27 protein-coding genes are annotated in these 26,437 nt (G+C 32.6%); 21 read left to right on the plus strand and 6 right to left on the minus strand.

What is annotated here, in order from left to right:
- The first annotated feature begins 165 nt into the window (after positions 1 to 165).
- From COC46_RS10155 to COC46_RS10180, 6 genes are all read left to right on the plus strand, one after another.
- Positions 166 to 426, plus strand: coding sequence for a hypothetical protein (locus tag COC46_RS10155; protein ID WP_098809600.1), 261 nt, complete (start codon positions 166 to 168; stop codon positions 424 to 426).
- A gap of 38 nt (positions 427 to 464) precedes the next feature.
- Positions 465 to 1,376 carry an AEC family transporter gene (locus tag COC46_RS10160; protein ID WP_098809601.1) on the plus strand — a complete coding sequence of 304 codons (912 nt, stop codon included), beginning with the start codon at positions 465 to 467 and terminating at the stop codon, positions 1,374 to 1,376.
- Between the two features lie 146 nt (positions 1,377 to 1,522).
- The gene (locus COC46_RS10165) at positions 1,523 to 2,077 is read left to right on the plus strand and encodes a Gmad2 immunoglobulin-like domain-containing protein (RefSeq protein WP_098809602.1); all 555 of its coding nucleotides are present in this window, start codon (positions 1,523 to 1,525) and stop codon (positions 2,075 to 2,077) included.
- A gap of 389 nt (positions 2,078 to 2,466) precedes the next feature.
- On the plus strand, positions 2,467 to 3,135 hold the full coding sequence (locus COC46_RS10170; protein ID WP_098809603.1) for a response regulator transcription factor: 669 nt from the start codon (positions 2,467 to 2,469) through the stop codon (positions 3,133 to 3,135).
- A 14-nt stretch (positions 3,136 to 3,149) separates the two neighbouring features.
- Entirely contained in the window at positions 3,150 to 4,538 is a 1,389-nt protein-coding gene (locus COC46_RS10175; RefSeq protein ID WP_098809604.1) for a HAMP domain-containing sensor histidine kinase, read from the plus strand.
- A gap of 200 nt (positions 4,539 to 4,738) precedes the next feature.
- Entirely contained in the window at positions 4,739 to 5,200 is a 462-nt protein-coding gene (locus tag COC46_RS10180) for a hypothetical protein (RefSeq protein WP_098809605.1), read from the plus strand.
- A 77-nt stretch (positions 5,201 to 5,277) separates the two neighbouring features.
- On the opposite strand, the gene COC46_RS10185 is transcribed toward COC46_RS10180, so the two are convergent.
- Positions 5,278 to 5,814 (minus strand): DUF4269 domain-containing protein, encoded by a 537-nt coding sequence (locus COC46_RS10185; protein ID WP_098809606.1) that lies wholly within the window; start codon positions 5,812 to 5,814, stop codon positions 5,278 to 5,280.
- A 129-nt stretch (positions 5,815 to 5,943) separates the two neighbouring features.
- Here COC46_RS10185 and COC46_RS22450 point away from each other — a divergent pair, with 129 nt between their 5' ends.
- The 3 genes from COC46_RS22450 to COC46_RS10195 all read left to right on the plus strand — a co-directional run bounded on the left by COC46_RS22450 (position 5,944) and on the right by COC46_RS10195 (position 10,982).
- A complete protein-coding gene (locus tag COC46_RS22450) occupies positions 5,944 to 6,114 on the plus strand; it encodes a hypothetical protein (protein WP_218012456.1) in 171 nt (56 codons plus the stop codon).
- 35 nt (positions 6,115 to 6,149) lie between these two features.
- A complete protein-coding gene (locus COC46_RS22455; protein WP_218012457.1) occupies positions 6,150 to 6,515 on the plus strand; it encodes an alanyl-tRNA editing protein in 366 nt (121 codons plus the stop codon).
- Between the two features lie 375 nt (positions 6,516 to 6,890).
- The gene (locus COC46_RS10195) at positions 6,891 to 10,982 is read left to right on the plus strand and encodes a S8 family serine peptidase (protein ID WP_098809607.1); all 4,092 of its coding nucleotides are present in this window, start codon (positions 6,891 to 6,893) and stop codon (positions 10,980 to 10,982) included.
- Between the two features lie 94 nt (positions 10,983 to 11,076).
- Here the strand turns inward: COC46_RS10195 and COC46_RS10200 are convergent, their stop codons facing one another.
- On the minus strand, positions 11,077 to 11,901 hold the full coding sequence (locus COC46_RS10200; RefSeq protein WP_098809608.1) for an aldo/keto reductase: 825 nt from the start codon (positions 11,899 to 11,901) through the stop codon (positions 11,077 to 11,079).
- A gap of 277 nt (positions 11,902 to 12,178) precedes the next feature.
- Between COC46_RS10200 and COC46_RS10205 the strand changes: the two genes are divergently transcribed.
- Positions 12,179 to 12,748 (plus strand): beta-class carbonic anhydrase, encoded by a 570-nt coding sequence (locus COC46_RS10205; protein WP_098809609.1) that lies wholly within the window; start codon positions 12,179 to 12,181, stop codon positions 12,746 to 12,748.
- Positions 12,749 to 13,302: 554 nt separating this feature from the next.
- Here COC46_RS10205 and COC46_RS10210 read toward each other — a convergent pair.
- Positions 13,303 to 14,088, minus strand: a complete 786-nt coding sequence (locus COC46_RS10210; RefSeq protein ID WP_176545120.1) for a carbonic anhydrase — start codon at positions 14,086 to 14,088, stop codon at positions 13,303 to 13,305.
- Between the two features lie 87 nt (positions 14,089 to 14,175).
- Here COC46_RS10210 and COC46_RS10215 point away from each other — a divergent pair, with 87 nt between their 5' ends.
- From COC46_RS10215 to COC46_RS10230, 4 genes are all read left to right on the plus strand, one after another.
- Positions 14,176 to 14,883, plus strand: coding sequence for a DNA alkylation repair protein (locus COC46_RS10215; RefSeq protein WP_098809611.1), 708 nt, complete (start codon positions 14,176 to 14,178; stop codon positions 14,881 to 14,883).
- Between the two features lie 238 nt (positions 14,884 to 15,121).
- Positions 15,122 to 15,631, plus strand: a complete 510-nt coding sequence (locus COC46_RS10220) for a GNAT family N-acetyltransferase (protein WP_176545121.1) — start codon at positions 15,122 to 15,124, stop codon at positions 15,629 to 15,631.
- Between the two features lie 31 nt (positions 15,632 to 15,662).
- The gene (locus tag COC46_RS10225) at positions 15,663 to 16,040 is read left to right on the plus strand and encodes a hypothetical protein (protein ID WP_098809613.1); all 378 of its coding nucleotides are present in this window, start codon (positions 15,663 to 15,665) and stop codon (positions 16,038 to 16,040) included.
- 103 nt (positions 16,041 to 16,143) lie between these two features.
- The gene (locus COC46_RS10230) at positions 16,144 to 16,659 is read left to right on the plus strand and encodes a PCYCGC motif-containing (lipo)protein (protein WP_098809614.1); all 516 of its coding nucleotides are present in this window, start codon (positions 16,144 to 16,146) and stop codon (positions 16,657 to 16,659) included.
- A 304-nt stretch (positions 16,660 to 16,963) separates the two neighbouring features.
- Here COC46_RS10230 and COC46_RS22165 read toward each other — a convergent pair whose 3' ends face one another.
- The gene (locus COC46_RS22165; RefSeq protein WP_176545122.1) at positions 16,964 to 17,125 is read right to left on the minus strand and encodes a hypothetical protein; all 162 of its coding nucleotides are present in this window, start codon (positions 17,123 to 17,125) and stop codon (positions 16,964 to 16,966) included.
- Positions 17,126 to 17,289: 164 nt separating this feature from the next.
- Between COC46_RS22165 and COC46_RS10235 the strand changes: the two genes are divergently transcribed.
- Positions 17,290 to 17,673 carry an ArsR/SmtB family transcription factor gene (locus COC46_RS10235; protein WP_098809615.1) on the plus strand — a complete coding sequence of 128 codons (384 nt, stop codon included), beginning with the start codon at positions 17,290 to 17,292 and terminating at the stop codon, positions 17,671 to 17,673.
- 32 nt (positions 17,674 to 17,705) lie between these two features.
- Entirely contained in the window at positions 17,706 to 19,832 is a 2,127-nt protein-coding gene (locus COC46_RS10240; protein WP_098809616.1) for a heavy metal translocating P-type ATPase, read from the plus strand.
- Between the two features lie 161 nt (positions 19,833 to 19,993).
- Here the strand turns inward: COC46_RS10240 and COC46_RS10245 are convergent, their stop codons facing one another.
- Together COC46_RS10245 and COC46_RS10250 are read right to left on the minus strand one after the other, a co-directional pair.
- Positions 19,994 to 21,154, minus strand: coding sequence for an MFS transporter (locus COC46_RS10245; protein WP_098809617.1), 1,161 nt, complete (start codon positions 21,152 to 21,154; stop codon positions 19,994 to 19,996).
- Between the two features lie 219 nt (positions 21,155 to 21,373).
- Positions 21,374 to 21,985, minus strand: a complete 612-nt coding sequence (locus COC46_RS10250) for a DedA family protein (protein ID WP_098809618.1) — start codon at positions 21,983 to 21,985, stop codon at positions 21,374 to 21,376.
- A gap of 369 nt (positions 21,986 to 22,354) precedes the next feature.
- On the opposite strand from COC46_RS10250, the gene COC46_RS10255 reads away from it, so the two are divergent.
- The 5 genes from COC46_RS10255 (at position 22,355) to COC46_RS10275 (ending at position 26,347) form a co-directional block, all read left to right on the plus strand.
- Positions 22,355 to 22,900 (plus strand): GNAT family N-acetyltransferase, encoded by a 546-nt coding sequence (locus COC46_RS10255; RefSeq protein ID WP_098809619.1) that lies wholly within the window; start codon positions 22,355 to 22,357, stop codon positions 22,898 to 22,900.
- A 52-nt stretch (positions 22,901 to 22,952) separates the two neighbouring features.
- Positions 22,953 to 23,621 carry an HAD family hydrolase gene (locus tag COC46_RS10260; protein ID WP_098809620.1) on the plus strand — a complete coding sequence of 223 codons (669 nt, stop codon included), beginning with the start codon at positions 22,953 to 22,955 and terminating at the stop codon, positions 23,619 to 23,621.
- A gap of 19 nt (positions 23,622 to 23,640) precedes the next feature.
- Positions 23,641 to 24,903, plus strand: coding sequence for an MFS transporter (locus tag COC46_RS10265; RefSeq protein ID WP_255294869.1), 1,263 nt, complete (start codon positions 23,641 to 23,643; stop codon positions 24,901 to 24,903).
- A gap of 54 nt (positions 24,904 to 24,957) precedes the next feature.
- Entirely contained in the window at positions 24,958 to 25,923 is a 966-nt protein-coding gene (locus COC46_RS10270) for an aminoglycoside phosphotransferase family protein (RefSeq protein ID WP_098809621.1), read from the plus strand.
- Between the two features lie 217 nt (positions 25,924 to 26,140).
- Positions 26,141 to 26,347 carry a hypothetical protein gene (locus tag COC46_RS10275; protein ID WP_098809622.1) on the plus strand — a complete coding sequence of 69 codons (207 nt, stop codon included), beginning with the start codon at positions 26,141 to 26,143 and terminating at the stop codon, positions 26,345 to 26,347.
- Positions 26,348 to 26,437 lie beyond the last annotated feature (90 nt).

The raw sequence follows: 26,437 nt of genomic DNA on the forward strand, positions 1-26,437 counted from the left end.
TTGACAGGGATAAGACCATAGGTGGTTTTTTATTTTGACAATAGGTATTTAAACATATTTTGTCGAATATAGTATTTCGAAAGCAAAATAATATTTTTTCAAATTGTTCCGTAAAAGCTTCTATTTCTCTAAAAGAATTATTTCGAAAAGAAAAGAGGTGGAAATTTGAGGAAAATTCGAGTTAAACCAAGTAAAGGACAGTCTTTTTTGGGTTTAATGATTGGCATTATTTTTATAGTCCTAGGTTTTACTATTGTCATACCAAAAGCTGGATTGTTCGGATTGTTATGGACTGGATTTGCACTAATGATCACCATCATCAATGGTTACAACGTATTTAAATTAAATAAATTAAAAAGTGGCGGGGTTATCATTGAAAGTGAGTTTCAGAAACAAAAGGAAAAAATTATCAATCGAGATATGTAAAATAAAATGTTCTTTGTCATCTGAAAGAAGGAAAAGGAATGGTAATAAAATTATTATTAGAAGTTATGCTACCTCTATTTTTTTATGTCTCATTAGGCTATTTGTTTAATCGTCTTTTTAAACTTAGCTTACGTACTTTAACAACCCTCTTAGTTTATTTATTTCTTCCTGTAGCAGTATTTATGAAAATTTATGATAGTCCGCTGTCCGGTAAAGTAGCAGGGGGTGTTTTATTTTACTTAGTTATTCAATTTGTTTTAATGTCACTCATTTCATCATTAGTATGTAGATGGAGGGGAATTGAAAAATCAATGCGGGGAACATTTGCTAATAGCATCGTGTTAAATAATTCTGGAAATCTTGGATTACCTGTAAATGCACTAGTTTTTAAAAATGATCCCTTTGCTTTGAGTATAGGCGTATTAATCGTTTTATTTCAAAATATAATGACATTTACTGTAGGGGTATATAATGCAGAAGCCTCAGTCCAAATGAAAGAAGCTATTTGGAAGATGCTTAAGTTACCCATTATATACAGTGTAGCACTTGGCTTTATCCTCCAAATATTTCGTGTGAAATTAAATCATGAATTGGTTACCATATTAAATCCCATTACTGACTCTTTCGCCCCGTTTGCTTTAATTACACTTGGAGCTCAATTAGCTGAATCTGGGAAAGAAATTAGCTGGAACAATTTAGCAATCAGTAACGTATTAAGATTAATTGGTGGACCAATTATTGCATTTGTTCTTATTAAAACATTTGGTTTCGATGGTATAGTTGCAAAGGCCCTCTTTATAGGAAGTGCATTTCCAAGTTCAAGAAACAGTGCATTATTATCATTCAAAGGTCCACATGCAAGTTTTGCTGCACAAACAGTTATCTCCTCAACCATCTTAAGTAGTCTAACATTACCTATTGTCATTCAACTTGCTAGTTCGTTATTTTAATATAAGCCCCATTTAATCTATTCATTTCTATTGCTAGAAGCTCGAAAAAATTTTTTATATGGCTGTTCGTTCTTATTAAAAATAAATATTTTGATTCAGAACAATTTTTAATTTGCAGTAATAAATTAAATTAGGGGGGGAATAGAGTGAAAAGAATTCTATTTATTGGACTTATAATTTTAAGCATATTTTGTTTAGCAAGCTGTCAGTCAAGTGACTTCGGTTATGGCAAAAAGGATGATCAGTCAACTCAGGCTGATAAGGGGAAATCTACTGATAAGGGCAATACATCAGACAAAGATAAAGACAAAGACAAAACAACAGATAAAAATAATCATAATCCACCAAAAAAGGATGAAAAGCCACCAGTAAAAGTATTTACTCCAGTTGAAAATGAAGCGTTTAAAGTAACTTCGGTAGTAAATGAGTCAACAGGTAAAAATGTGCTAATTGTTGAAGGAAAAGCTAGGGTTTTTGAAGCAACATTTCTTTATCGAATAGAAGATGGTCATAATGTATTAGCGGAAGGGTACACGATGACTGACATGGGTGCTCCAGAATGGGGTAACTTTAAATTAGTGATCAACTATACTCAACCAACTAGTCCAAACGGTGTACTTACACTATATGTAGCAAGCGCCAAAGACGGCCAACCGGAAAATATATTAAACATACCAATTCAGTTTCCAAATTATAAATAAAGCTTCTCTATTAGAAGTTTTTTATTGTACACTTTTTATATCGTAATGAAATGACTTTAGAAACAACTAAAGTCATTTTTTATTTTCGGAATACGATTATTAAATTACATAAAAAAAGTAGAATTTAAAGCCCTTTTTCCTAGATTTTTTTAAAGTTGTAGACAAATTCTTAAACAAATTTTAATCATATATAAGTGAGATTATTAGAAAATGTAAACAATAGAGTGTAATATCAAGATTATTAAGTTGGAACATTAGAAAATTCTAATAAAACTCTAATTGAAATTTAAAAAAATCGTAAAGCCATTTTCATCTTGAACAGATATCCTTATACAATATAAATAATCATTTTATAGAAGTAATTATAAAAAAAACGAGGGATAAACTAAATGAAAAAAATATTAATTATAGAAGATGAAAAAGAATTAGCAAATTTTATACGATTAGAATTAGAGTATGAAGGAAATGAAGTCCACATTTCAAATGATGGTAGAGATGGATTAAACCTAGCGATCGATCAAGAATTTGACTTAATCTTACTTGATTTAATGCTACCTAATTTAAGTGGAATTGAAGTTTGTAGAAGAATTAGAGCCCATAAAGACACTCCAATCATTATGATTACAGCAAGAGACAGTGTTTTCGATCGTATTTCTGGTTTAGACAGTGGTGCAGATGACTATATTTCAAAACCATTTGTTATTGAAGAACTATTAGCACATATGCGAGCAATTTTTAGAAGAATCGATCGTTCAACAAACTTACATTGCTTAAAGTTTAAAGATTTATCACTAGATTCTGCAGCTCGAGTTGTTAAAAAAGATGAAACAATCATTGATCTAACGAAAAAAGAATTCGATTTATTGTATTTATTAATGAGCAATGTGAATCGTGTATTAACTAGAGAAATTTTATTAGAAACAGTATGGGGCTATGGCTCTACAATTGAAACAAACGTAGTGGATGTTTATATTAGCTATTTAAGAACAAAACTAGATGATAAAAACAATACCTATATTCACACTGTAAGGGGTACAGGGTATGTAATGAGGATGTAGAGGTGAATCTTACCTTGTTTAATAAGCTTTCAATTAGATGGAGAATAACAATTACCATCGCTGTACTTATGTTTTTCATATTTACATTTTGTAATCTTATTCAACTCGCTTTAATTCAAATGTCTGTAATGAATCAGCAAGAGCATCGAATTGAAAAAAGATTGAATGAAACGTCAGCTTATTTAGATGAAGATTATAAAACGAAACGACCGAATGCTGCTACTTTTGCAGAAAACAAAAAATTCTTTGAAAAAATTATCCAAAATAATGAAATGATCCGATTACTAGACAAAGATGGAAAAGTAATTTTTACTGTTTCAAGAACAATGCCTAAAATTCATATCAATAAAAATCACTTTGGTGAAATTCAAAAATATCGATTACACAATCAGGAAATTTTAATTATCAGTAAATCTTTACACTACAAGAATTTCGACGGCGTATTAGAAGTTGCAATGAATGTAGAAATCTTTTCGAAGATTATTAAAGAATCTTTCATTATTCTCATTTTGGGAACAGCCATCTCGCTATTTTTAAGTATGTTAAGTGGCTACTTTTTATCTAAGAGGATATTAGATCCTATTAAAAATTTAAACCAAACGATGATTAAAATAAAGAATAATCAATTAAAAGAACGAGTGATTGTAGGCGAAACGAAGGATGAGCTATCTGAACTCGGTCTACTTTTTAACAAAATGATGGATGAGTTAGAATCTTCAATTACTAGACAAAAGCGGTTTGTTGAAGATGCTTCTCATGAATTGAGAACACCTCTAGCCATCATTCATGGCCACTTATCTCTAGTTAATCGCTGGGGAAAAAAAGATGAAGCCGTTTTAGAAAACTCAATAAATACATGTATTAATGAAACCAACAGAATGATTGTTCTAACAAATGAACTTTTACAGTTAACGAAGCTAGAGAAAAATAGTGAGATGATCGAACAATATGCTCCAACAAATATTAATGAAGTTTTAAAAGAAATTATTAACAATTATCAGTTGTTACATGAAGAATTAGAGATTCGATTCCATACACCTGATATAGTTATTGATAATGCCAATATTGCAAGAGAGCATTTAATGCAAATATTAATTATTTTGTTTGATAATGCGGTTAAATATAGTCAAGAACACACGTTAATAGACATTACTACATCTCAAGTTGCGAGCAAGATTAAAATCATTATTAAAGACAATGGAATCGGTATTAAAGAAGAAGATATTAATCATATATTTGACCGATTTTATCGAGCTGACAAAGCAAGAAGTAGAGCTAACGGGGGTAATGGATTAGGTTTATCAATAGCGAAGAACTTAATTGAAAACTATGGTGGAGATTTAAAAATCACGAGTAAAAACGGTGATGGAACAACCGCTATCATCACACTTAACATAGTATAAATAGTCGTAAGTTGTACAAAACCACAAGGTATCCTTGTGGTTTTTTTCACAGGTGGTCTCCTATTTTCTCAACGAAGTTCACAGTGTGGTCGTTCTTCGAATAATCAAAGACAGATCTCATCAATTTAATAGTTAACGATTGGTATTTATGATAAAGTTGAATAAAAAGAAAATTCTTGTAATTTGAAGGGAGAACTAAAATGAGCAAAGTGAGTATTGCTATAAATAATGCAATTATGATTGAAAGACTACGTAGTGCTGGTGTAGAAAATGATCGGTTAATAATTGCTTTAAAAGAAGAGGATTACGATTTTTTAAATCAGTTTGGTAATGGTTTTCCTGAATGGGAAACTTTAGTAAAACTATACAAAAATAACGAAGATAATTTTAATAAAATAGTGAATGATGGTTATCAAATCAAATTCCTGACAAAAGGTTCCTTAATGACTTTATTAAGATATAAGTTTGGCATTGAAGTTGAAAAAGATTACGAGGACATGGGAGCTGCAATTCAAGGAATTCAATTATCAGATGAGGCAATTAACCAAATTAAACATACTCTTGCAGCAAATTGGAAATTAAGCAAATATGTTGATGAAAAAGACGGACTTACAAAAGTGCGTATTGAACTTATCAAAAGTAGCGAAGTTGTAACTAGATAGGTTGTAGGGAATAATTAGTGGAGGAACAATTTACTGAAATTGTTCCTTTTTCTTTATCCACTTTTTGAAAAAATTATCTATCCTACTATAGCTCCAACTTTAATACCATATTTAATTAATTCGTCATATGGATCTCCTTTTAAACCTAAAATTTTACAGAATGCTGGTTCAGTTTTATACCTAACTTTCTTTAATTTTATGATTTTATCTTTCATATTTGGATTTTGTTTCAAAATAAAATGCTCAATTAGTAAATGACGATAAGCATTTTGTATTATGGATGGTATGGATTGACCAAAAATTTCAATTTCGAATCCTTCGAAAGTAAAATTAGCTGTAATTGTTGGTACTCCTCTTACCATTGAGCGTGAAATCTGAAAATGTTCTAGTTCTCCATATTTATTGATCAATAGTATTTTAAACGAGCTCAAGTCATGTACCTCTGTAATAATATCTAAATCCGATCCCTCTACATCAATCCCAATTGGAATCGTTCCGCATAGAACGGGATTAAAACTCTTTAAATCATTTAGTATATTCAATCGAGTTAAGGCAACATATGCAAGCTGTTGTTTAGGATTACCATTTATTAAATAATCAATAGAAAGAAACATTTTGACTCCTTTCATATTCATTTTGTTTTTGTGCTTTTAAGTATATAACGTATTTTAGAAAAATATAAAGGAAATTCATCTTATGAGTGGAATCAATAGTAAAAATGCCAAACTTAAAGGAGAAAAATGATGGTAGTAAAAAAACTTTTTTGGGAAAACCCTTATCTTTCAAAAACCTCTGCAATCGTTACAAATGTAGCTGGTCAAAGGGTCAAATTAAACCAAACAATTTTTTACGCTTTTTCAGGTGGGCAACAATCAGACTCAGGGACCATGATATACAAAAAGGACAGGAAGTAGAAATTGAGATCGATTGGGAAAAAAGATATAAAATTATGAAGCTCCATTTTGCTGCAGAGATTATCTTGGAGTTAATGTATCAAAACTATCATTTTCCTGAAAAAATTGGTGCGAATATTACAAGTGAGAAAGCAAGAATTGATTTTTATTGGGATGGTAAGATTTCAGAAACATTTCCACTATTAGAGAAGAAAGCAAAAGAGCTTATTAATGCGGATATGGAAATAAAGTGTGAGTTTGATGACCAAGAAAATCAAAGAAGGTATTGGGAAATAAAAGATTTTGGTAAAGTTTCATGCGGTGGTACACATATTAGGAGAACAGGAGAAATTAAAGGGATAAAGCTAAAACGAAACAATATAGGGGGAGGAAAGGAGCGAATTGAAATTTATTTAACATAAATTGTTACATCTTAAGTATATTAAAATAGGAAAATCTAGTGGTCCTTTTTTTTTATTTGATTTAAAAGACTATCTAAAAAGTCNNGACTTTTTAGATAGTCTTTTTTTGAAAGTATTTTCTGAGGAATTCGAGAAAGTAAAATAATTTTGGGCAATATGCAAGTAGAATTTTGTCGAAATTAGGTAGGGACTAGTAAAAACCTTGAAAAATATAGAAAAAAATGTCCCGATTGACTGAAAATTTAAAATTTTTATAATTAAATTTAGCGGACAGCGTAAGATATTTTTTTTAATTCTGGTATTTGCGTTACCTTGTAAAAGTTAAATTTTAGTAGTCGACGAGGATAATAGTTTTCATTAGAAAAGAGGGATTATGTGAGGAAAGTAAAAAATGAAAAGTTTGGTAAAGTTTTAAAGGGCTCTGCAGCAGCAGCCATATTTTTAGGAATGTTATTTCCAACAATTCAAAAAGACTATGCTTCTGCAACAGCTGTAAATGGTAAAACATCTGAGCAAATATTGGCTTCTTTGACCCAAGAACAAAGGGATGCTTTAACGAAGCTAAATTCGATGGAGAGCTATGGATTACAAGGCTTTGATAAAAATGACTTAAAAAGTAGCTCTGACATCTCTGTCATTGTCGAATTCAAATCCAAGCCAGAAAAGGTTGCTATACTTGAATCAGCTCTAGAGGGGAAATCTTTATCTTCTGCTGAAGCGAAGAGGAGGGTTAAACAAGATCATACTGCTTTTGAAGTAGATTTATCGAAAATTTTACCAGCTTCTAAGGAAAAAAGTGGCGGTGCAAAATATAAAATTACTCGTTCGTTTGATACGGTTTACAACGGAGTTTCTATGAAACTACCAGCGAACGAGGTTGAATCTTTATTAAAATCTGATTCAGTTCAAGCTGTTTATAAAAGCGTTGAATTTACAATAGACCCACCAATAGCAACGGATTCTACTGAGGATCAAGATTCAATTAAAAGAATCGAGAGTATACCGTTTTTAGGTGTAGATAAGTTACATGAGGAGGGTATTACAGGAAAAGGCGTAAAAGTCGGTGTAATTGATACCGGAGTCGATTATAATCATCCTGATTTGAAGGATGCATTTAAAGGTGGATATGACTTAGTAGATAATGATCCAGACCCAATGGAAACTACTTATGACGATTGGAAAAAATCTGGCCGCCCTGAGACAGATCAAAATCTTTCACCTTACTATACAAGTCATGGTACACATGTTTCAGGAACGATTGCAGGTCGAGCTAAAAATACTGGTGGTGTGGCTGCTAAAGGGATTGCACCCGAAGCTGACCTTTATGGTTATCGTGTATTAGGACCTTATGGAACTGGTGAATTAGACGATATACTAGCCGGTATAGAAAAAGCTGTTGAAGATAAAATGGATGTTATCAACCTTTCTCTAGGCGCAAACATAAATGATCCAATGTATCCAACAAGCACAGCAATAAATTATGCTGTGTTGAATGGGGTGACAGCTTCAGTTTCTGCTGGAAATAGTGGACCGAATTCATATACGCTAGGTTCACCAGGTGCAGCTGCACTTGCATTAACAGTAGGAGCAAGTAGCGCACCAATTTCAGTAGTTAAATATACAGGTGCTCTTAACGGAATAGAAACACCTTTTCAATTAAGTACCCTTTATAATGATTTTGTTTCAGATCTGAAAGTTTTTAATAATCAAACGTTAGATGTAGTGGATTTAGGAGTTGGAAAGGATACTGACTACTTAAATAAGGATGTAAATGGAAAAGTTGTTTTTGTAAGTACGGGAGTTATTGGTACACAGTCCAAAACAGTCTATGCAAAAAATCACGGAGCACGAGCAATCATAGCATATAGTAATATTCCAAATGCAGGTCCAACACAATTCGTAAAAGAAGATCAAAACTTTATTCCTGCATTTTCAATGAGCTATGAACAAGGTTTAGATTTTAAAACACAATTAGCAGCAGGCAATACTAGACTGACTTTTAAAGATTTAAAAGAAGTTAATACTGATGCGGATAAACTTGCTAGCTTCAGTTCACGTGGACCTTCTAGAAGTAATTACGATATAAAGCCAGAAATTACAGCTCCTGGTGTAAGTGTGCTATCAAGTGTGCCTGCTTACTCTATTTATAAGAATGACCAAACTAATTATACGTATGCATATTCTCGTATGTCAGGTACGTCAATGGCGGCACCACATGTTACTGGTATTACTGCTTTATTACTCCAAGCAAATCCATCGCTTGAACCTGGCGACATAAAAACAATTTTAATGAATACCGCTAAACCTTTAGTGGATAGATATAGTGTGTTTGATGTAGGTGCAGGTCGCGTAGATCCATATCGCGCCGTTCATACTGGGATGAAAATACAAGTTCAAGATGAAACGACTTTCCCGTTAAATGGTGAGAACCTAAAAGTAAAAGAACTAACAGGTGGACTTAGCTTTGGTAGTCATTATGCAAATGAAGAGGTTTTAGTAGAAAAGAAAGTCAACTTTACAAATTTAGAAAATAAACTAAAGAATTTTATTGTAGATGTTAACTTTCAAACAGACATTAATGGTTCGCAAAATGCTAGCGAAAACGGTGTTAATATATCTATTCCTTCAGAAATTAAAGTTCAATCGTTAGATACCAAGAAAATACCTGTTTCGATTTCTGTGCCTTCGAACGCTAAAGCAGGTATTTATGAAGGTTATATTAATGTGACAAATAAAGATGACAAGAATGAACAATATCGAATTCCTTTTAGTGTTCGTACAACAGAAGAAGGATTTAATTCAACAACACTGTCTTATAAATCAATGTCACCTTCATTTTTACATGTAAAACGTAGTTATAGTGCGAACCAATTTATTGATATGATTTTTAATTTTAAAGCACCAATGAAACGAATGGACATCGTTTTACAAGATGGAAAAACAGGAAATGATGTGGGCGTTATTGGAACAATCGATTTACGTTCGTCATACGATGGGACAAATTATTTACTAAGTGCTTTCTTTAATGGTACTTACCATGCTTATACAGGTAATACGACACAGCCAATTTCTCCTACACTTAGTTATATAAAACCGGGGCCATACAGAATTAAAGTTATAGGTACGAGTGCTCGAGATAAAGTGTTCGTTAACTACAATGATTTATATATAGATAATAATATCCCTACTATGACTACATCTTTTGATGGAAATGAATCACCTGTTACGGAATATCAACCAGGTCAAAAAACAAGTTCCATTCAAGTCAAAGTAAGCGATGATGAAGTAGCAAAAATGAATGAATTTGGAATGGATGTAGATCAATCAATTAATAAAGTAAATTATTCTGTTAATGGTAACTTTAACCCTGTACTTCCTGTAGGCGTAGATGGAAAACTAGATTTAAGTGTACCTATGAATGAATCTAGTACATTCTTGACTTATACTTTGAATGGACTAGATGGGGCTAATAACACGACACAAAAGAAAAATTACTATTTTGTTAAATCAGGGACTCCTTACGGATATATAAAGACAGATAATGTAAATGTGAAAATGGGGGATATGGTTAACGCTACGTTCGTTTTAAATAATGTTCAAAATTTGAAAACAGCTGAATGGACGCTTAATAATATTGGTCAATACTTTGATATTATAGAAGTAAAAGCAAATGATGCACTGAATAACTTTGGTGCAACAGTGAATGTTGAAACAACTGCTAATAATTCAAAAGTAAAGCTTGCTTTAGATGAAACGAAGACTATTAGTGGAAAGGTTCCTGCTATTAACCTGAAATTAAAGGTGAAAAATACAGCATTTGCAGTAAGTGCACCTGTTAATCCTACAATTGCATATACGAATGATCAAGGTACTCGCATTACGCTTTCTTCTGCTGGAATGGAATGGTTGATTCAACCAACATTCTCTGAGGTGTTCGGAACACTAGGTGCAGAGGCTACAGTTTATAATCGAAATTGGAATTGGGCAACTTCTGGAGCTACTGTAAAAGTGATTGATGCTACTGGTAAAGTATACGATGGCTCATCAAATATGGTAAGTTATGGAGATTACAAGATTTCTAATCTTCCATTAACAACTAAAACATTTATTTGGGAATTAAAAGTTCCAGGACATTTTACCGTGAGACGTGAAATCCCAATCGGATTAGATAAAAATGGTACGATTTGGGGGCAGACATTACAATATTTTAGCGACAAAGCAACTGCAGGAGACGCTAATGGAGATGATGTAATCGATGTTTATGATGCACTTTATATCCAAACATATTGGGGAACAAATAAACGAAGTGCGGATCTGAATAATGATGGAACTGTAAACGCAACAGATTTCCAATTCGTTGAGAAAAATTACTTAAAACAAAATCCATCAATACAAAATCCACCAGTACCGAAAAAGAAATTCAAAACTCAAACATTAGAAACAATAAAAGCGCAACTAGGTATCTAAAAATAGGATTAGGGAAATGCAATATTATAGTTGGTTCAGAAATGAAATAAAAGAAAAAGGCTACCTTTCTAGATAAAGGGTAGCCTTTGCTAAATTAAAAATCGAAATTATCTGGGTCTGGACCTACACGTTTGTTTGCATCAAGTGAAGCGATTTGTTGCATATCATTTGATGAAAGCTCGAAATTGAAGACTTCAAAGTTTTCTTGAATTCGAGAAGGGGTAATTGATTTAGGAATCACGATTACATTACGTTGTAAGTGCCAACGGATGATGACTTGGGCAGCTGTTTTACCGTATTGTTCTGCAATTTCTTTAATAACAGGATTTGTTAAAGCGTCGCCACCTTGCATTAATGGGCTCCATGCTTCTAATGCAATACCGTTTTTTTGACAATATTCATGTAATTCATTTTGTTGAAACATTGGATGCAATTCAACTTGATCGACCATTGGTTTAATATTGCGATGAGCTGCAATATCTTCTAAGTGATGGATATGAAAATTTGAAACACCAATTGCAGGGACAAGTTTTTCATCGTAAAGTCTTTCTAATGCTTTATATGTATCTAAATATTTTTCTTTAACTGGCCAGTGAACTAAATAAAGATCAACATAGTCCAAGCCTAATTTTTTTAGACTTTCTTCATGAGCTCTTAAAGTAGTATCGTAACCTTGATCAGCATTCCAAACCTTCGTAGTAATAAAAAGTTCATCTCGTGAAACACCAGATTGACGAATTGCTTCACCTACTTGCTCCTCGTTTTGATAAACTGCTGCAGTGTCAATATGACGATACCCCACTTCAATAGCTGTTCGGACTGCATCAACTCCATCTTCTGGTGACACACGCCACACACCTAAACCTAATTGAGGCATTTTAAGTCCATTATGTAATGCGATAGAATGTTCAAACTTCATGTTATTTCCCTCCTTAGTAAAGACTAAATTTAGTGTACAATATAAAATTTAAAAATAACAAAATTTTGATAGAAATTAATGGAAATTTTAAAAAAGTTTAACTCGATCGTTTAGATGTTAGTAAAGGTCATTAACTACTCTAAAAAAAAATAAAACAGTATAAATGAAAATGTAATTTCAGAATAATACTATAAATGAGTGCAAAATGGTTGTATAATTTGAGCTTTTCCCTCAATATAGGTATAGAAAAAAGCTCTTTATTTTTGATTGGAGGGGAATTTTTGTGTTAGATCAGATTTTAGAATTTAATAAGAAGTTTGTTGAGAATAAGGATTATGAGCTATACATAGCTTCAAAGTTTCCAAACAAAGAGGTTGTAGTGGTTACTTGTATGGATACACGACTAGTTGAGCTTTTACCGAAGGCTCTTGATATTAGAAATGGTGACGTAAAAATGATTAAAACAGCTGGTGCTGTTATTGCGCATCCGTTCGGTTCAGTTATGAGAAGTATTCTAGTTTCAATCTATGAGCTTGGTGCGAAAGAAGTATTAGTAATCGGTCACCACGAGTGTGGTATGGGGAATACAAACCCAGCTAAAATGAAGGAAAAAATGATTGATAGAGGAATTAAAGCAGAGAATCTAGAAATTTTAGGTTTCTCAGGTTTAGATTTAGACAAATGGTTAACAGGATTTACAAATGTATATGATAGTGTTAATCATAGTGTTTCAATTATTAAAAACCATCCACTTATTCCAGAAGGTGTAGAAGTTCATGGATTAGTAATTGACCCACACACAGGGAAATTAGAAGTAGTGAATCGAGACGAAAAAGTTAGTCAATAAGTAACAAATCAAAAAGAGGCTGTCTCAAAAGGTCGTTGAATGACGACATTTTGAGGCAGTTTTTTATGTTTTCTACTCTAAATTTAGTCATTTCTCTTCTGATTTGCGAAATTCTGGACTGATTGCTACTCGCTAAATTTAATTTCAATGAGTTTCTGCACTAATTGTGTAGGTTTCTGAATTATTTAAGCGGAATCAAACATTAATTGAGCCAGTTTCCTCATTATTTAAGCGAAGTTCACAAAGTGTTCGGTTTCCGTGCTAACAAACTAAAAAAGAGTGCTCAAAAGTACTTTGACTTTTGGGCACCCTACTCCACGACAGGTTGCTCGCTTTCCATGGGGAGAGATTCTTGGGCCCCTCGCCGCCTGCAGGTTCTTTAGGCTTCCTTCATTTACGATAAGAGTCGAGCACCTTTCGTTTTAATCAACTTATTCCTCAAAAAAACTATAATAGATCATCAAAAATTAAAACTTTTTCATCAATAGTCACCTAATATCCGTTTTCAGTATTGACTGTTTTAAATTTAAACACTCTGAAAAAAGTTATCTATTTTACCAAGACTCAAATAAAACTCTACCATTTAATGGTTGAACAGGACGGCTATTTGGATTGAAATAATTTTGATAAAAATGGATTTGTTCATCTGAAAATTGTATCGGTTTATTAAATACAATCCATTTAATCCCTTCTGTACAAGGGGGTGTTGTAAAAGATCCGATATACGACACTTTTTTACTTGTATAAGGAATAAATGATTGTAAGTTGATTTTTACTATTTTTTCCTCATTATCCTCATCCATTAGATTTGGATTCATTATTTTTTGAAATTCCTTATTTAATCTACCACTATTAACGAGAACACTAATCGAAACAACTGATTTTTTCATATCTTCATGAATAAAATGAATCTCTAAATCACTATGTACTCCATTTATCGTATGTTCACTTGGTGTATGAAAATGAAACGCTTGTAATGGATAGTTTGTTCCATTTAAATTAATTGAGTTTGTGTTATTTAAGGGAATCAGTGTTACAGTATATTGTTCTTTTTCTATTTTAAAAAGACCATTATGATAGTTAATACCTAAAGGTAGGGATTTTTTTTGGACTCGATCAATATTAATTGGTGATTGTTCCTTGCCACTTGCGCATAAAGCATATTCTTTGTTAATTAAACTCCAATAAGTAGGTCCAGTTTTGCCTGAATATGACCAATCCTCAGTACTAGCTTCTGATGCTGTTGAATTAGTTAGATGAACCACCTGCGCTACATGATTGTTTGAACACGATGAGAGTATAAAGCTAAATAGTATGCCAAATAGAAAAAAATAGTACATTATATTCTGTCCTTCCTTGGTAGGTATGATAGGATACATTTTAGACAACGATGTTAAGGAACAAACATTTAATAAGGTGGGGATATAATGACATTAGAAGAAGTAATGAAATCATTAGAGGAGATGGGGACTGAACAAACGAAAAAAACTTTTTTGCGCCATGGTGCTAAGGAACCCTTTTTTGGAGTGAAAATTGGAGATATGAAAAAGCTAGTTAAGTATATAAAAAAGGATCAAGAATTGGCGTTATCACTATATCAAACAGGAAATTCCGATGCTATGTATTTAGCTGGTTTATCTATTAATCCAAAGTTAATGACAAAAGAACAACTTCAAATTTGGGCTAAAGAAGCTTACTGGTATATGATCGCTGAATATATTGTAGGTGCAGTTGCTGCCGAAAGTCCGTATGCTATCGAACTAGCAAGAGAATGGTTGAAGTCAGATAATGAATTAATTGAGGACTGTGGATGGAGTACATATAGTCATTATTTATCGATTGCACCAGATGAAGAGATTGATAAAGATGAAGTTCGTCAATTACTTACTTATGTTGAAAATAATATACATACATCAGAAAATAGAGTTCGCTATACGATGAATGGGTTTGTAATTGCTGTAGGAAGTTTTGTACCCAGTCTAACTGTTGAAGCAATGGTGGTTGGGCAAAAAATTGGCAAAGTCCATGTAGACGTAGGAAATACAGCATGTAAAGTACCTTTAGCTACAGATTATATTGAGAAGGTTGAAGCGAAAGGGAAGCTTGGAGTTAAGAAAAAAACATGTATTTGTTAAATAAAGTCACCTATTTATTAGGTGATTCAGTGTGTAGACAAAGTCCCAAAAATTTGATTCTCAGACTGATTGCGAGCGCTTGTCTTTCGAGGCGCGAAGCCTGATGAGGAGCGGAGTTACCTTAAACGGTAATGAGCACCGCAGACAGGCTAAGCAACGAAGAAAGCGAGCGTTTGTCAACAGTCTGAGTCACCTATTTATTAGGTGATTTTTTATTAATAAAATATAGGAGATTATGATGATTAAATCTAACAGACTGCATATAAGAAAGCTTAAAAGTGATGATCTAGTTCATTTACATAAACTTCAATCAAATGCGAATGTAATGAAATACATAACGAATCGACCAAAAACGATCGATGAAACTGAGAAGGAATTAAATAAGATTCTTCAAATGTATAAGCAAAATAATACTGATTTTGTAGTTTTGGCGGTTTGTAAAAATGACAGTAATCAGTTTATAGGTACATGTGCTGTCATAAAAAATGAAGCAAATGAGTTTGAAATAGGCTATCGGGTAGTAGAAGAAGAGTGGGGAAATGGGTTTGGTTCTGAGATTGCTAGATTAATAGAAGAATATTGTTTTAGGAATAAAAAGTTGAAATCAATAGTGGCCTCCGTTGAATCTAATAACATCTATTCAGTACAGATACTTGAGAAAAATAAATTCACATTAATTTTAGAATCAATCGATGATGAAAATGGAGAATTAACTAAATATTATCGTAAAGACTGTCATAATTATTAGAAATCATTAAATTAACAAAAAGGAGGATTTCATGAACTTTCAATTCCATTTTGATGAATATCACCTTGCTTCAGATATAATTATTACGCTAGTAAATTATATAACCCTAGGATATTTATTCTATTGGGTCTATAAAACAAATACTTTGAAACCAAAAGTATGGAAGGCACTTATTGCAATGCTAATAGGTATATTTGTCTTCAGTATTAATTTGAATTTTGATCATTACCGCATTGAAATTCCAATTTTACCACTTGGATTATGGATTTTATATTGGATATGTAAACGTAATGATCACCAAGACAGATGGGGAAAATATAGACGTTTTGCATGGGCTGGTTTTCTAATAAGATTCTTCTTTTTAATTACAAGTTTATTGAAAACGCTTATCGATTCAGTTATTTATTGATCGTCGATGTTCAATCATTCTGAATTACCATTTTTATAAAGATTTGTTTTCCACTCCAATAATTATTAAAATTAGATTAATGAGCATTTATTGGAGGAAAAATATGAAAAGAAAAACAATTCAAAACGTCTTTTCAGCTTTAACGATTTCTATTCTATTAATGGGATGCAGTAATCAACAAGCTGAAACTAATCATACTAAGGAACACGAAAGTCATGCAGAGCATAACCAAACAAGTGATATTAGAGAACAAACAATTAATAAAGAAACTTTACCAAAGTTTTTAGCTACTAAAGAACAACAGATTCAACAAATATATTTGGTCGCAGCACTTCATACTGATTTACTAAAAAATATTCCATGTTATTGTGGATGTGGTGAAAGTGTAGGTCATAAAAGTAATTTAGATTGCTTTATACATGAAATAAAAGAAGATGGATCAATCATATGGGATAGTCATGCTACTTCATGTGTCAATTGTATGGAGATCGCAGTTGAATCAGCGAAATTTCAGCAAGAAGGAAAAACGCCGTTAGAAATACGAAAATATATTGATAATAAATACAAAGATGGATATGGCAACCCAACAAAAACACCAATGCCAAAAGAACAGGGATAGGAAGGTAAGAAATAAAAAGGCAGACAGTTACAGGAAAATTCCAGTAATTGTCTGCTTTTTTTATTTAATATAAAGGCTACCCTGAAAATTAACCACAAAACTTGCTTACCGGGGTCCGTCCCTGTAGCGAGTTCAAGACATCAAGCCTAACCGACCTCTGATAATAATCACTGTATTACCGTTATAGGCACCGCACTATATTTTCATGCGCCATGGTGTGAATTTTCATTAGCATGGATGTCTCTGTTAATATTAATTGTTNNTCTTTTTTAACAGAGCCAATATAAAAAAACTCTTTAAACCCTTAATTCTGCACTAAAGTTCGATCAATCTTTGTCATTTCGTCATATAGTGTCTGATGCTCCGTTTTATAAGGCGGAGTAGTTCCCAATTTCTTTTCAATAAAAAAGGTAAATATTACGGCTACTAAGCAAATTCCCCAAAAAAGATATCCGATTAGAGTCATTAAATTTTCTCCTTTTGTATGCATTACTTAATCATTTCTTTATCGTATGTTATATTCCTTTAAATTTTACAAATAATACTTTGACACATATGAACAAACACTCATATAATATATATATAGAAAACATATGAATGATTGCTCATGTATTCATAGGAGGACAGTTTATGATTGATGAAAAGAAGAAAGTAGACGAAATATGTGAAGAGGCTTGTCAACAAACGATTATGCACGAGGATATAATTCTTTCAGTAAAAGAAAGAATGTTAAATATTGAAGCATTGACAGCTGTTGCAGAGCTTTTTAAAGTACTTGGAGATAAGACTAGAACGAGAATATTACATGCACTTAGTCAATCTGAGATGTGTGTATGTGATCTAGCCCACTTATTAGAAATGTCTCAATCATCTATATCACATCAGTTACGAGTATTAAAACAAGCACATTTAGTAAAAAATCGTAAAGAAGGTAAAGTTGTTTATTATTCATTAGCAGATGAGCACGTTACACAAATTTTCAATCAAGCACTAGAACATATTTTGGAGGATTAATACCGGTGTTTTCCTGAGAGGAGTTGAGATTGTTGAGTAGGGGGCAAAAGCAAGTAAATAGAGAATTAAAATTAGAGGGCCTTGATTGCGCTAATTGTGCAATGAAAATCGAAAAAGGGGTATCCGCATTAGAAGGCGTCGATTCATGTTCAGTTAATTTTGCAACATTAACGATGACGATTACGACAAGTGAGGACCAACAAGAAACCATTATAAAGAGCGCTAAAGATAAGATTCGTTTATTAGAACCGCATATTAATCCAGTTTCAAAAGAAGACACAAAATTAGGGCAAGAAAAGCAGCAAAGAATGAATGCTGAAACAAAAAAATTAATTGCTAGATTAGCGAGCGGTGCTGCTTTATTAATTTTAGCTGAAATACTTACTGTACCATTTCTCTATCAAATGATTATGTTCATAGCTGCCTATTTAATAGCGGGTGCTGACGTTGTTTTAAAAGCTATTCGAAATATTTTTAGAGGTCAAGTATTCGATGAGAACTTTTTAATGGGAGTAGCTACAATTGGGGCTTTTATGATTGGAGAGTATCCTGAAGCTGTTGCAGTAATGCTATTTTATCAGCTAGGTGAATTATTCCAAAGCATTGCTGTCAATCGGTCGCGTAACTCGATTTCGAAATTAATGGATATTCGTCCTGATTATGCTAATTTAAAAGTTGGAGAAAAGACTGAACAAGTATCTCCTGAATCGATTCAAATAGGCGATATCATAGTAGTTAAACCAGGAGAAAGAGTTCCATTAGATGGAATTGTAAAAAGTGGTTCTTCAAGTGCTGATACATCCGCATTAACAGGTGAGTCTTTACCGAGAGAAATCTTCGAAGGCGATGAAGTGCTGAGCGGATTTATAAATGTTCAAGGTTTACTTGAAATTGAAGTGACGAAGGAATTTAATGAATCGGCTGTATCAAAAATACTGGAACTTGTTCAAAATGCAACAAATAAAAAGGCACCTACTGAAAACTTTATAACAAAATTTGCGAAGGTTTATACGCCTATAGTTGTGATTACAGCAGCTATAATAGCAATCATTCCTCCAGTGATTATTCCTGGTGAAACATTTTATGATTGGGTTTACCGAGCTTTAATTTTCTTAGTTATCTCATGCCCTTGTGCTTTAGTTGTTTCAATTCCTTTAGGATTTTTTGGAGGTATCGGAGCTGCTTCAAAATCGGGAGTATTAGTAAAAGGAAGTAACTATTTAGAAGCATTAAATGATTTGAAATATATCGTTTTTGATAAAACAGGAACTTTGACAAAAGGGCAATTCCAAGTAAGCTCAATTTTACCTACTCGTGGTCATTCAAAAGAAGAGATACTTGAGTTAGCTGCCTATGCAGAGTTTTATTCTACTCATCCTATTGCTATATCAATTCGTCAAAAATACGGTAAAGACATTAGAGAAGCAAATTTATCTCACTATACTGAAATTGCAGGACATGGAATTAACGTAATCATTAATGGTGATGAACTTTTAGTTGGAAACTCAAGATTAATGGAGAGTCATTCCATTTTATACGAACCAACTAAAGAAGTAGGCACAACCGTTTATTTAGCAAAGAATAAGCAATATATAGGTTCAATTGTCATTGCAGATCAATTAAAAGATGATGCGAAAAGAGCAATACTTGAGCTTAAAAAAGTTGGTATTAAAAAGACCGTCATGCTAACAGGTGATGCTAACACAGTAGCGAAAAGCATCGGTAAAGAATTAGAAATAGACGAAATTTATTCAGAGCTTCTTCCACATCAAAAAGTAGAAAAGCTTGAACTAGTAGAAAAAATGAAATCTCCAAAAGAAAAAATTGCATTTGTTGGAGACGGTATTAATGATGCGCCGGTTCTAGCTCAAGCGGATGTAGGAATTGCAATGGGTGGTATTGGTTCCGATGCTGCAATCGAAGCTGCTGATGTGGTATTAATGTCAGATGAGCCATCAAAAATAGTAGATGCAATTAAAATCGCTAAACGTACAAGACAAATTGTATGGCAAAACATCTTTTTTGCCTTAGCAGTGAAAGGGTTTTTCTTATTACTTGGAGTAATCGGAATTGCAACAATGTGGGAAGCAGTCATCTCAGACGTTGGTGTTACTGTTTTAGCAGTATTGAATTCGATGAGAGTTTTAAGATCGAAGTAAATGAAAAAATACTGCTAATTGGAATTAGATATTAAAATAAGTAAAGGCATTGCCCAGGAAGCAATGCCTTTAATGTTAAAGCTTATCTTCTAATAACTATCGCACCGGTTAGCTTAAATACATTTTTTCACAAATAATAGTTTTATAAAGTTAAACTTACATCATTTATAAAGATAAGATTGTGTTTTTTTTATTTCTTGTACCTTTTGATTACTAAGGAAAAAGCTTACAAATGCAGATAAGCTACAAACATATGGAAGAATAGAATAGCCCCATTTTGAGATGGCATATCCTCCAATAATGGAACCAAAGGTAATACCAATATAAAGAGCTGTATTATTCCAAGCCATAACAATTCCTCGTTCGTTTGGATATTCAACGGTTAATCGTGCTTGGTATGATGTGAAACTTGCGTAACCAACTAAAGCCCATATAAACAGAAAGAAATAAATCCAAACGCCTGATGAGAAGAAGATCCCTAAACAAACAAGTACTAGAGTTAAAAAAATAAGTGAAGCCTTTGAAATTGTCCTTTCTCCAAATCTGTCTGTTAATTGCCCACTTAAAAGACTACCTAAAACAGCCCCAATACCATAAAAAGTAACAGATAATGCGATTTCTGAGGAAGTGTACCTATTTTCTGAATAAAGTGCAGCTCCCAAATATACATAAAGTGCGTACATAGAAATAGCCCAGACAGTAGTAACACTTACGGAGCCGAGTACTCTTAATAATTTTCCTTGTAATAAGTTATTTTTTACATCACTCTTATGATTTGATTTCCATATCTTAAAATTCAAAACGGACAATATGGCTCCTATCGCTGCCATAACAACAAAGACTGAACGCCATCCTAGAAAGTGCTCCAATAATGTTCCGATTGGTGCACCTGCCCAAAGAGCGGTTAAATGTCCTGAAACAACAATCGAAAGCCATGTTCCTCTTCGGTTTGGTGGTGCAATATCTCCAATGTTTGCATAAATCAATGGAGTAATGGATGCAACGGATAAACCTGCCAAAATTCGGCTAACAATAAGCCATAAAAATGAAGGGGCAAAAGCGGTCAGTCCATTTGAAATAGCGAAAAGCAATAAGCCGAACGTAATAAAAATTCTCCGTCCCTTTCGATCTGAAATCCACCCAAGGATAGGAGCAAAAAAAGCATATGTAACCGCAAAGACAGTCACCATCCATCCAGTGGTCGTTGAACTAAGCTTATATTCTTCTGAAATGAATGGTAGCAGCGGCGAAACGACAAATAAGTCTGTACCCATGAGAAACAACGTTATCCAGGCAACGCTTAACTTTATCCTTCCATTCAACTATAGATCCCTCCCTAATTAATGTATATGCTATAAGGAAGGAAAAAACTTTGAATGTTCATTTTGTCTAATTGCCTCGATATTACAAAAAAAGGACATCATTGATACAAAATAAAAATGGAGATGCTAATTTTTTTACGAATTGCATCTCCAAAGTATAAGTTATTGATTGTTTTCTTCCCTTTAACCAAACAAGCTAAAAGGAAATTAGATTATTATTTAAGCAGAACGTTTTCTTTTTTTGATAAAAAGGAAGATGAAAATTCCAACTCCGATTACTAAGATCCCATAAATGATATTTGAATATACATCCATATACTCAACAATCTTTTCCCAGGAAGCCCCTACAGAAGCTCCAACTAAAACTAAGATTGTATTCCATATTAATGAGCCTAAAGTTGTAAACAGTAAAAAGATCCAAAAATTCATTCGTGACATTCCAGCTGGAATAGAAATTAAGCTACGTATTAATGGAATTAGTCGACAGAAAAAGACAGTCCATACCCCATACTTAGAAAACCATTCGTCCGCTTTATGGATGTCCTTTTTAGTTAAACGTAAAATATGACCCCAGCGGTCTACAATTTTTTCTAACTTTTTTACATCTAGTAAAGTACCAATCCAATAAAGTATAATTGCTCCGAATACTGCCCCTAAAGTTGAAAAGAATATAACCCCTATTTTCGAAAGGGAGGATTGTGTAGTCATGAATCCTCCAAACGTTAAAATCACTTCGGAAGGAATAGGAGGAAATATGTTTTCTAATGCAATTAATAAAAAAATCCCAAAATATCCAAATGTATCCATCGTTTCTATAATCCAATTTTGCATGAACTTACCTCAATTAGTTTCATTATTTTGTGCCTTGATTAGTAGTTTCTAATAATGCTTGTTAAAAAAATATACTATGTAACTAGTGAATTAGGCAAGTAATTGTGAAGCTTGTATCATACAAGTTAATAAATTCACCACAAAATTAAAATGAAATTCAGTGTGCAAAAGTATCTGTTATTTTTAATGAGCATTATGGTCATCTAAAGTGGAGCTGGTTTTTTTGAATAACTAGAGGATTTAGCTAAGTTAGTATAGAAATAAAGTAGATTAATAAAAAACAGATATAGATTTAGTGTATCTTCTAAATCTCAAAAAAATAATTGGCCCATAAGAAATAATGTTACTTTCATAAAAGGAGGAATTACAGTGTTTAAGGTACAAATAAATAATGATCTTTCAATTAAATTATTAACACCAAAATATGCAGAAACATTAGTTGAGGCGCTTAAAGAAAATCAAAATTCTTTAAAAGAATGGTTAGTATGGGCTGAAAATATTCCAGTAATTGAGGATTATCAAAAATCAATTATACCTATGTGGCTACAAAAATTTGCTGATAATAATGGCTTTGAAACTGGTGTTTTTTATAAAAATGAATTAGTTGGTATGTTGGGATTACATTATATTGACTGGTCAAACCAAACTACTGAAATAGGTTATTGGTTAAGTGAAAAGATGCAAGGTAAAGGAATAATGACTCGTGCTGTAGAAGGATTAGTTTCATATTGTTATGAAGAGCTTGAGCTTAATCGAGTTGTAATCAGAGCAGCTGTAGAAAATGAAAAGAGTCGAGCGATTCCAGAGCGCTTAGAGTTTAAACAAGAAGGCATTCAAAGGGAAGCCCAGCAAATAAGAAATAAGTATTATGATATAGCAGTTTATAGCATGTTGAAAAAGGAATGGACGCGTTAGCAATAATTGCTAACGCTTCTTTGTGCAAAAAAAAACTTTGGAGGAAAAAATAATGACTTATAATACAATCCTTTTCGATTTAGATGGAACATTAACGGATCCAAAAAGAGGGATTCTTAACTCAGTAAAGTATGCTTTGCAGAAAATGAATCAACCTATCCCATTAGAATCAGAGTTATTAAAATTCATTGGACCACCAATTCAACGCTCATTCTCTGAAATTTGTCAATTAAATGAAAATGAATTATTAAATGCAGTTCGTTTTTATCGCGAATATTTTTCAAAGAATGGTATGATTGAAAATAATCTTTATGATGGAATACATGAGTTGCTAAGGGAGCTGTTTAAGGAAAATAAAAGATTATATGTAGCAACTTCAAAACCTACGATTTTCGTAAAACAAGTCTTAAGTCATTTCCAACTAGATCAGTATTTTATTGAAATTGTTGGAAGTGAACTGGATGGCACAAGAATCGATAAAGGTGAAATAATAGAGTTTATTTTTGAAATGAACAATGATCTTTCAAAGGAAGACTCAGTAATGATTGGAGATCGACTTCACGATATTGTTGGTGCAAAAATCGCTAAAATTGACGCTATAGGAGTAACTTACGGTTATGGAAGTGAAGTAGAATTAACTGATGCAGGTGCGAATGCAATTGTTAAAAGTGTAGGTCAGCTAAATAGATTGCTGTTACATGAGAAAGAGATGATGGTTTAGTAACGAAGGAGGAGTTTGATTGAAAAGCGGAAAAATACATTATGCTTGGGTTATTTTAATTGTTACTTTTTTATCCGTCATTATAGCTGCTGTAACAAATACGATGTCCGGTGTGATGATGATTCCTTTCGAAAAGGAATTCGGTTGGAATAGAGCATCCATTTCAGGTGCGTTTGCAATTTGTATTACTCTTGTTGGATTTTCTGGCCCATTTATAGCAGGCTTATATCAAAAGTTCAGTGTTAGAAAGGTATTGTTAGTAGGGATGGGTACATTATTAGCTGCTATTTTACTAACAACAATTATGACGCAAATTTGGCATTTATTTATAATATGGGGAATCATTATTGGATTAAGTGCAGGTGCATTTTTGACCGTATTAAACGCTTATGTCGCAACGACATGGTTTGAAAAAAAACGTGGAATTGCGCTAGGACTTTTAACTTCTAGCTCTGCAGCTGGTCAGCTAGTTTTCTTACCATTAATGGCTTATATCGTTGAAAACTATTCGTGGAGAAGTGCAGTTTTAACAATCTTCTCATTCGGTGTTTTAATTTATATTTTACTTTGGATTTTTATGAAGAATGACCCGGAGGATGTTGGAATTTTACCTTTAGGGGCCAAAAAAAGTAATAAGAAACAAGTAAACAACGTTAATCCAGTGAAGGCAGCATTTGAAGGTTTAAAAAAAGGATCTAAATCGAAAGTTTTTTGGTTATTAGCAGGGAGTTTTTTCGTATGTGGCTTTTCAACTAGTGGTTTGATTGGAACTCATTTTATTTCCCTTTGTATAGATTACGGATATAAAGAAGTTACAGCTGCTAGTATTTTAGCGTTCATGGGAATATTTAATATTATTGGTACAACTTTATCCGGTTACTTTTCGGATCGCTTTGATAATCGTTGGTTATTATTTTGGTATTACGGTTTAAGAGGATTATCATTACTTGTTCTTCCTTTCGCTTTATCTACAAATTCAGTAATCTATTTAAGTGCTTTTGCAATTTTTTATGGAATGGACTGGATTGCTACCGTACCTCCGACGATCAAACTAGCGACAGATCATTTTGGCAAGGAGAAGGTAGGCGTAATTTACGGATGGATTTATTCTGCCCATCAATTAGGTGCTGGAGCGGCAGCATATGGTGGAGGTTTAGTTTACTCTTGGTTTAATGCTTATCAATCAATCTTTATTGCTGCGGGAATCTTTTGTTTAGTCGCAACTTTTTTTGTTCTAAATATTAAAAGAAGAGCTTTATTGAATCAAAATCTTTCAGCATAAAAGGCAACGATTTTTTAGTCTTATAGAAAAAATATTTAATAATGAGGTAGAATAATGACCTATCTTTATAAAATTACTAAAGAAAAATATAAAATAATGCGTGGTAAAAATTGTTTTTGGGAAGGTAAGATTCAAAAAATTTGTAGGTTAGAAAATATAAAGTTTGAGAAGCTTACTCGATTTTCATACGGTGGAAATATTGTTTTTAGCGCTGATGGGCAAATTGTAATTAAATTATATCCTTCTTATGTGAATGATGAATTCATAATGGAGAAGAAAGTGCTTGAGTTTTTAAATGATCAAACTTTGTCTGTAAATATTCCTCAATTAATCTCAACTGGTCAATTTGAAGGTTGGAATTATTTAATAATGAGTGAACTTAAAGGGACACTTTTGATTGATATATTTGATGAACTATCACTTGAGGAGAAAAAGCAAATTGCTTTTGATTTAGGAAAAATAATAAGAGAAATCCATGACGCAACGATTTCAACAAAACAAGAAGACTATGATCATTGGCATCAATTTTTAACGAATCAATTAGTGAAATTATCAACTCATCATAAAAATAACGGAATGAATGAAGCGCTTTTCAGCCAATTACCAAGCTATGTTGATAGCAGAACCCTACGAGGCAATGAACAGATTGCCCTATTAACTGGAGAATACACGCCATTTAATTTAATTATGAATAAAGTAGATGGTATGTGGAAGTTTACTGGTTTAATTGATTTTGCTGATTGTTTTTTAGGAAACTCCAAATATGATTTACTTGGCCCAATTGCGTTTATGTTTTATCCACACGAAGGACTAAATAAAATTTTCCTTGAAAGTTATGGTTATACACATATTGAGTTAAATGAAGAATTACAAAAAGAATTAATGACCTTATTATTACTTCATCGCTTTAGTAATATTAGTTTCTATCAGGAAAAGTCTGAAGCAGCTAAGGTAGCTGTTAGTTTAAAAGAACTTGAAAATATATTTTTTAATTTTGGCTCAGTTAAAGAATATTGTTGATTTTCTTCTCAAACTAAACATGTTTCTATAAGTAGAGGGAGACGAATGGTAGTTTAGTTGCAAAATAATTATCTGAAAGTCTATTTAAATAAGGTTAAAATCCCCCAATTAAAAAACATTAAATTCACATGGTTTGCAATAATTGAAGGAATTTGTCTAGAGGAAACTACCAAATTAAGTAGAATTTATTAAAAAAAGACTGAAAGGTGGTAGTAAAATGACTTTACTGAAAGCAAAAAAAAACGAAACCTTAATGGATCTTTTGGTAGTTAATGGTCTAATGCGTGACCAAATAAAAAAATTAACTGAACATGACTCTGCGCTGATGGATAAGGAACTTTTATTAATCGTACAAAAGCTGGTTTATTTGGATAGCAAAATGGCAGATATGTTAAGCACTTTGTCAAAAGAAAAAACAGAATGAGGCTGTCCCAAAAGGTAGATTTCAGCCTTGAAATTTAAAAAATAAAACGCAAGAATGTTGATTTCTCAGCTGTACTGACCCCATAAAGTT

The sequence above is a fragment of the Bacillus sp. AFS041924 genome (assembly GCF_002577195.1).
Taxonomy (GTDB): Bacteria; Bacillota; Bacilli; order Bacillales; family Bacillaceae_G; genus Gottfriedia.

Coding starts and splice junctions, on each gene's coding strand:
- COC46_RS10160 (WP_098809601.1), top strand. CDS start 465: ATGGTAATAAAATTATTATTAGAAGTTATGCTACCTCTATTTTTTTAT.
- COC46_RS10170 (WP_098809603.1), top strand. CDS start 2,467: ATGAAAAAAATATTAATTATAGAAGATGAAAAAGAATTAGCAAATTTT.
- COC46_RS10180 (WP_098809605.1), top strand. CDS start 4,739: ATGAGCAAAGTGAGTATTGCTATAAATAATGCAATTATGATTGAAAGA.
- COC46_RS10185 (WP_098809606.1), bottom strand. CDS start 5,814: ATGTTTCTTTCTATTGATTATTTAATAAATGGTAATCCTAAACAACAG.
- COC46_RS22450 (WP_218012456.1), top strand. CDS start 5,944: ATGGTAGTAAAAAAACTTTTTTGGGAAAACCCTTATCTTTCAAAAACC.
- COC46_RS22455 (WP_218012457.1), top strand. CDS start 6,150: ATGAAGCTCCATTTTGCTGCAGAGATTATCTTGGAGTTAATGTATCAA.
- COC46_RS10200 (WP_098809608.1), bottom strand. CDS start 11,901: ATGAAGTTTGAACATTCTATCGCATTACATAATGGACTTAAAATGCCT.
- COC46_RS10210 (WP_176545120.1), bottom strand. CDS start 14,088: ATGTACTATTTTTTTCTATTTGGCATACTATTTAGCTTTATACTCTCA.
- COC46_RS10215 (WP_098809611.1), top strand. CDS start 14,176: ATGACATTAGAAGAAGTAATGAAATCATTAGAGGAGATGGGGACTGAA.
- COC46_RS10220 (WP_176545121.1), top strand. CDS start 15,122: ATGATTAAATCTAACAGACTGCATATAAGAAAGCTTAAAAGTGATGAT.
- COC46_RS10225 (WP_098809613.1), top strand. CDS start 15,663: ATGAACTTTCAATTCCATTTTGATGAATATCACCTTGCTTCAGATATA.
- COC46_RS10230 (WP_098809614.1), top strand. CDS start 16,144: ATGAAAAGAAAAACAATTCAAAACGTCTTTTCAGCTTTAACGATTTCT.
- COC46_RS22165 (WP_176545122.1), bottom strand. CDS start 17,125: ATGACTCTAATCGGATATCTTTTTTGGGGAATTTGCTTAGTAGCCGTA.
- COC46_RS10235 (WP_098809615.1), top strand. CDS start 17,290: ATGATTGATGAAAAGAAGAAAGTAGACGAAATATGTGAAGAGGCTTGT.
- COC46_RS10250 (WP_098809618.1), bottom strand. CDS start 21,985: ATGCAAAATTGGATTATAGAAACGATGGATACATTTGGATATTTTGGG.
- COC46_RS10260 (WP_098809620.1), top strand. CDS start 22,953: ATGACTTATAATACAATCCTTTTCGATTTAGATGGAACATTAACGGAT.
- COC46_RS10270 (WP_098809621.1), top strand. CDS start 24,958: ATGACCTATCTTTATAAAATTACTAAAGAAAAATATAAAATAATGCGT.
- COC46_RS10275 (WP_098809622.1), top strand. CDS start 26,141: ATGACTTTACTGAAAGCAAAAAAAAACGAAACCTTAATGGATCTTTTG.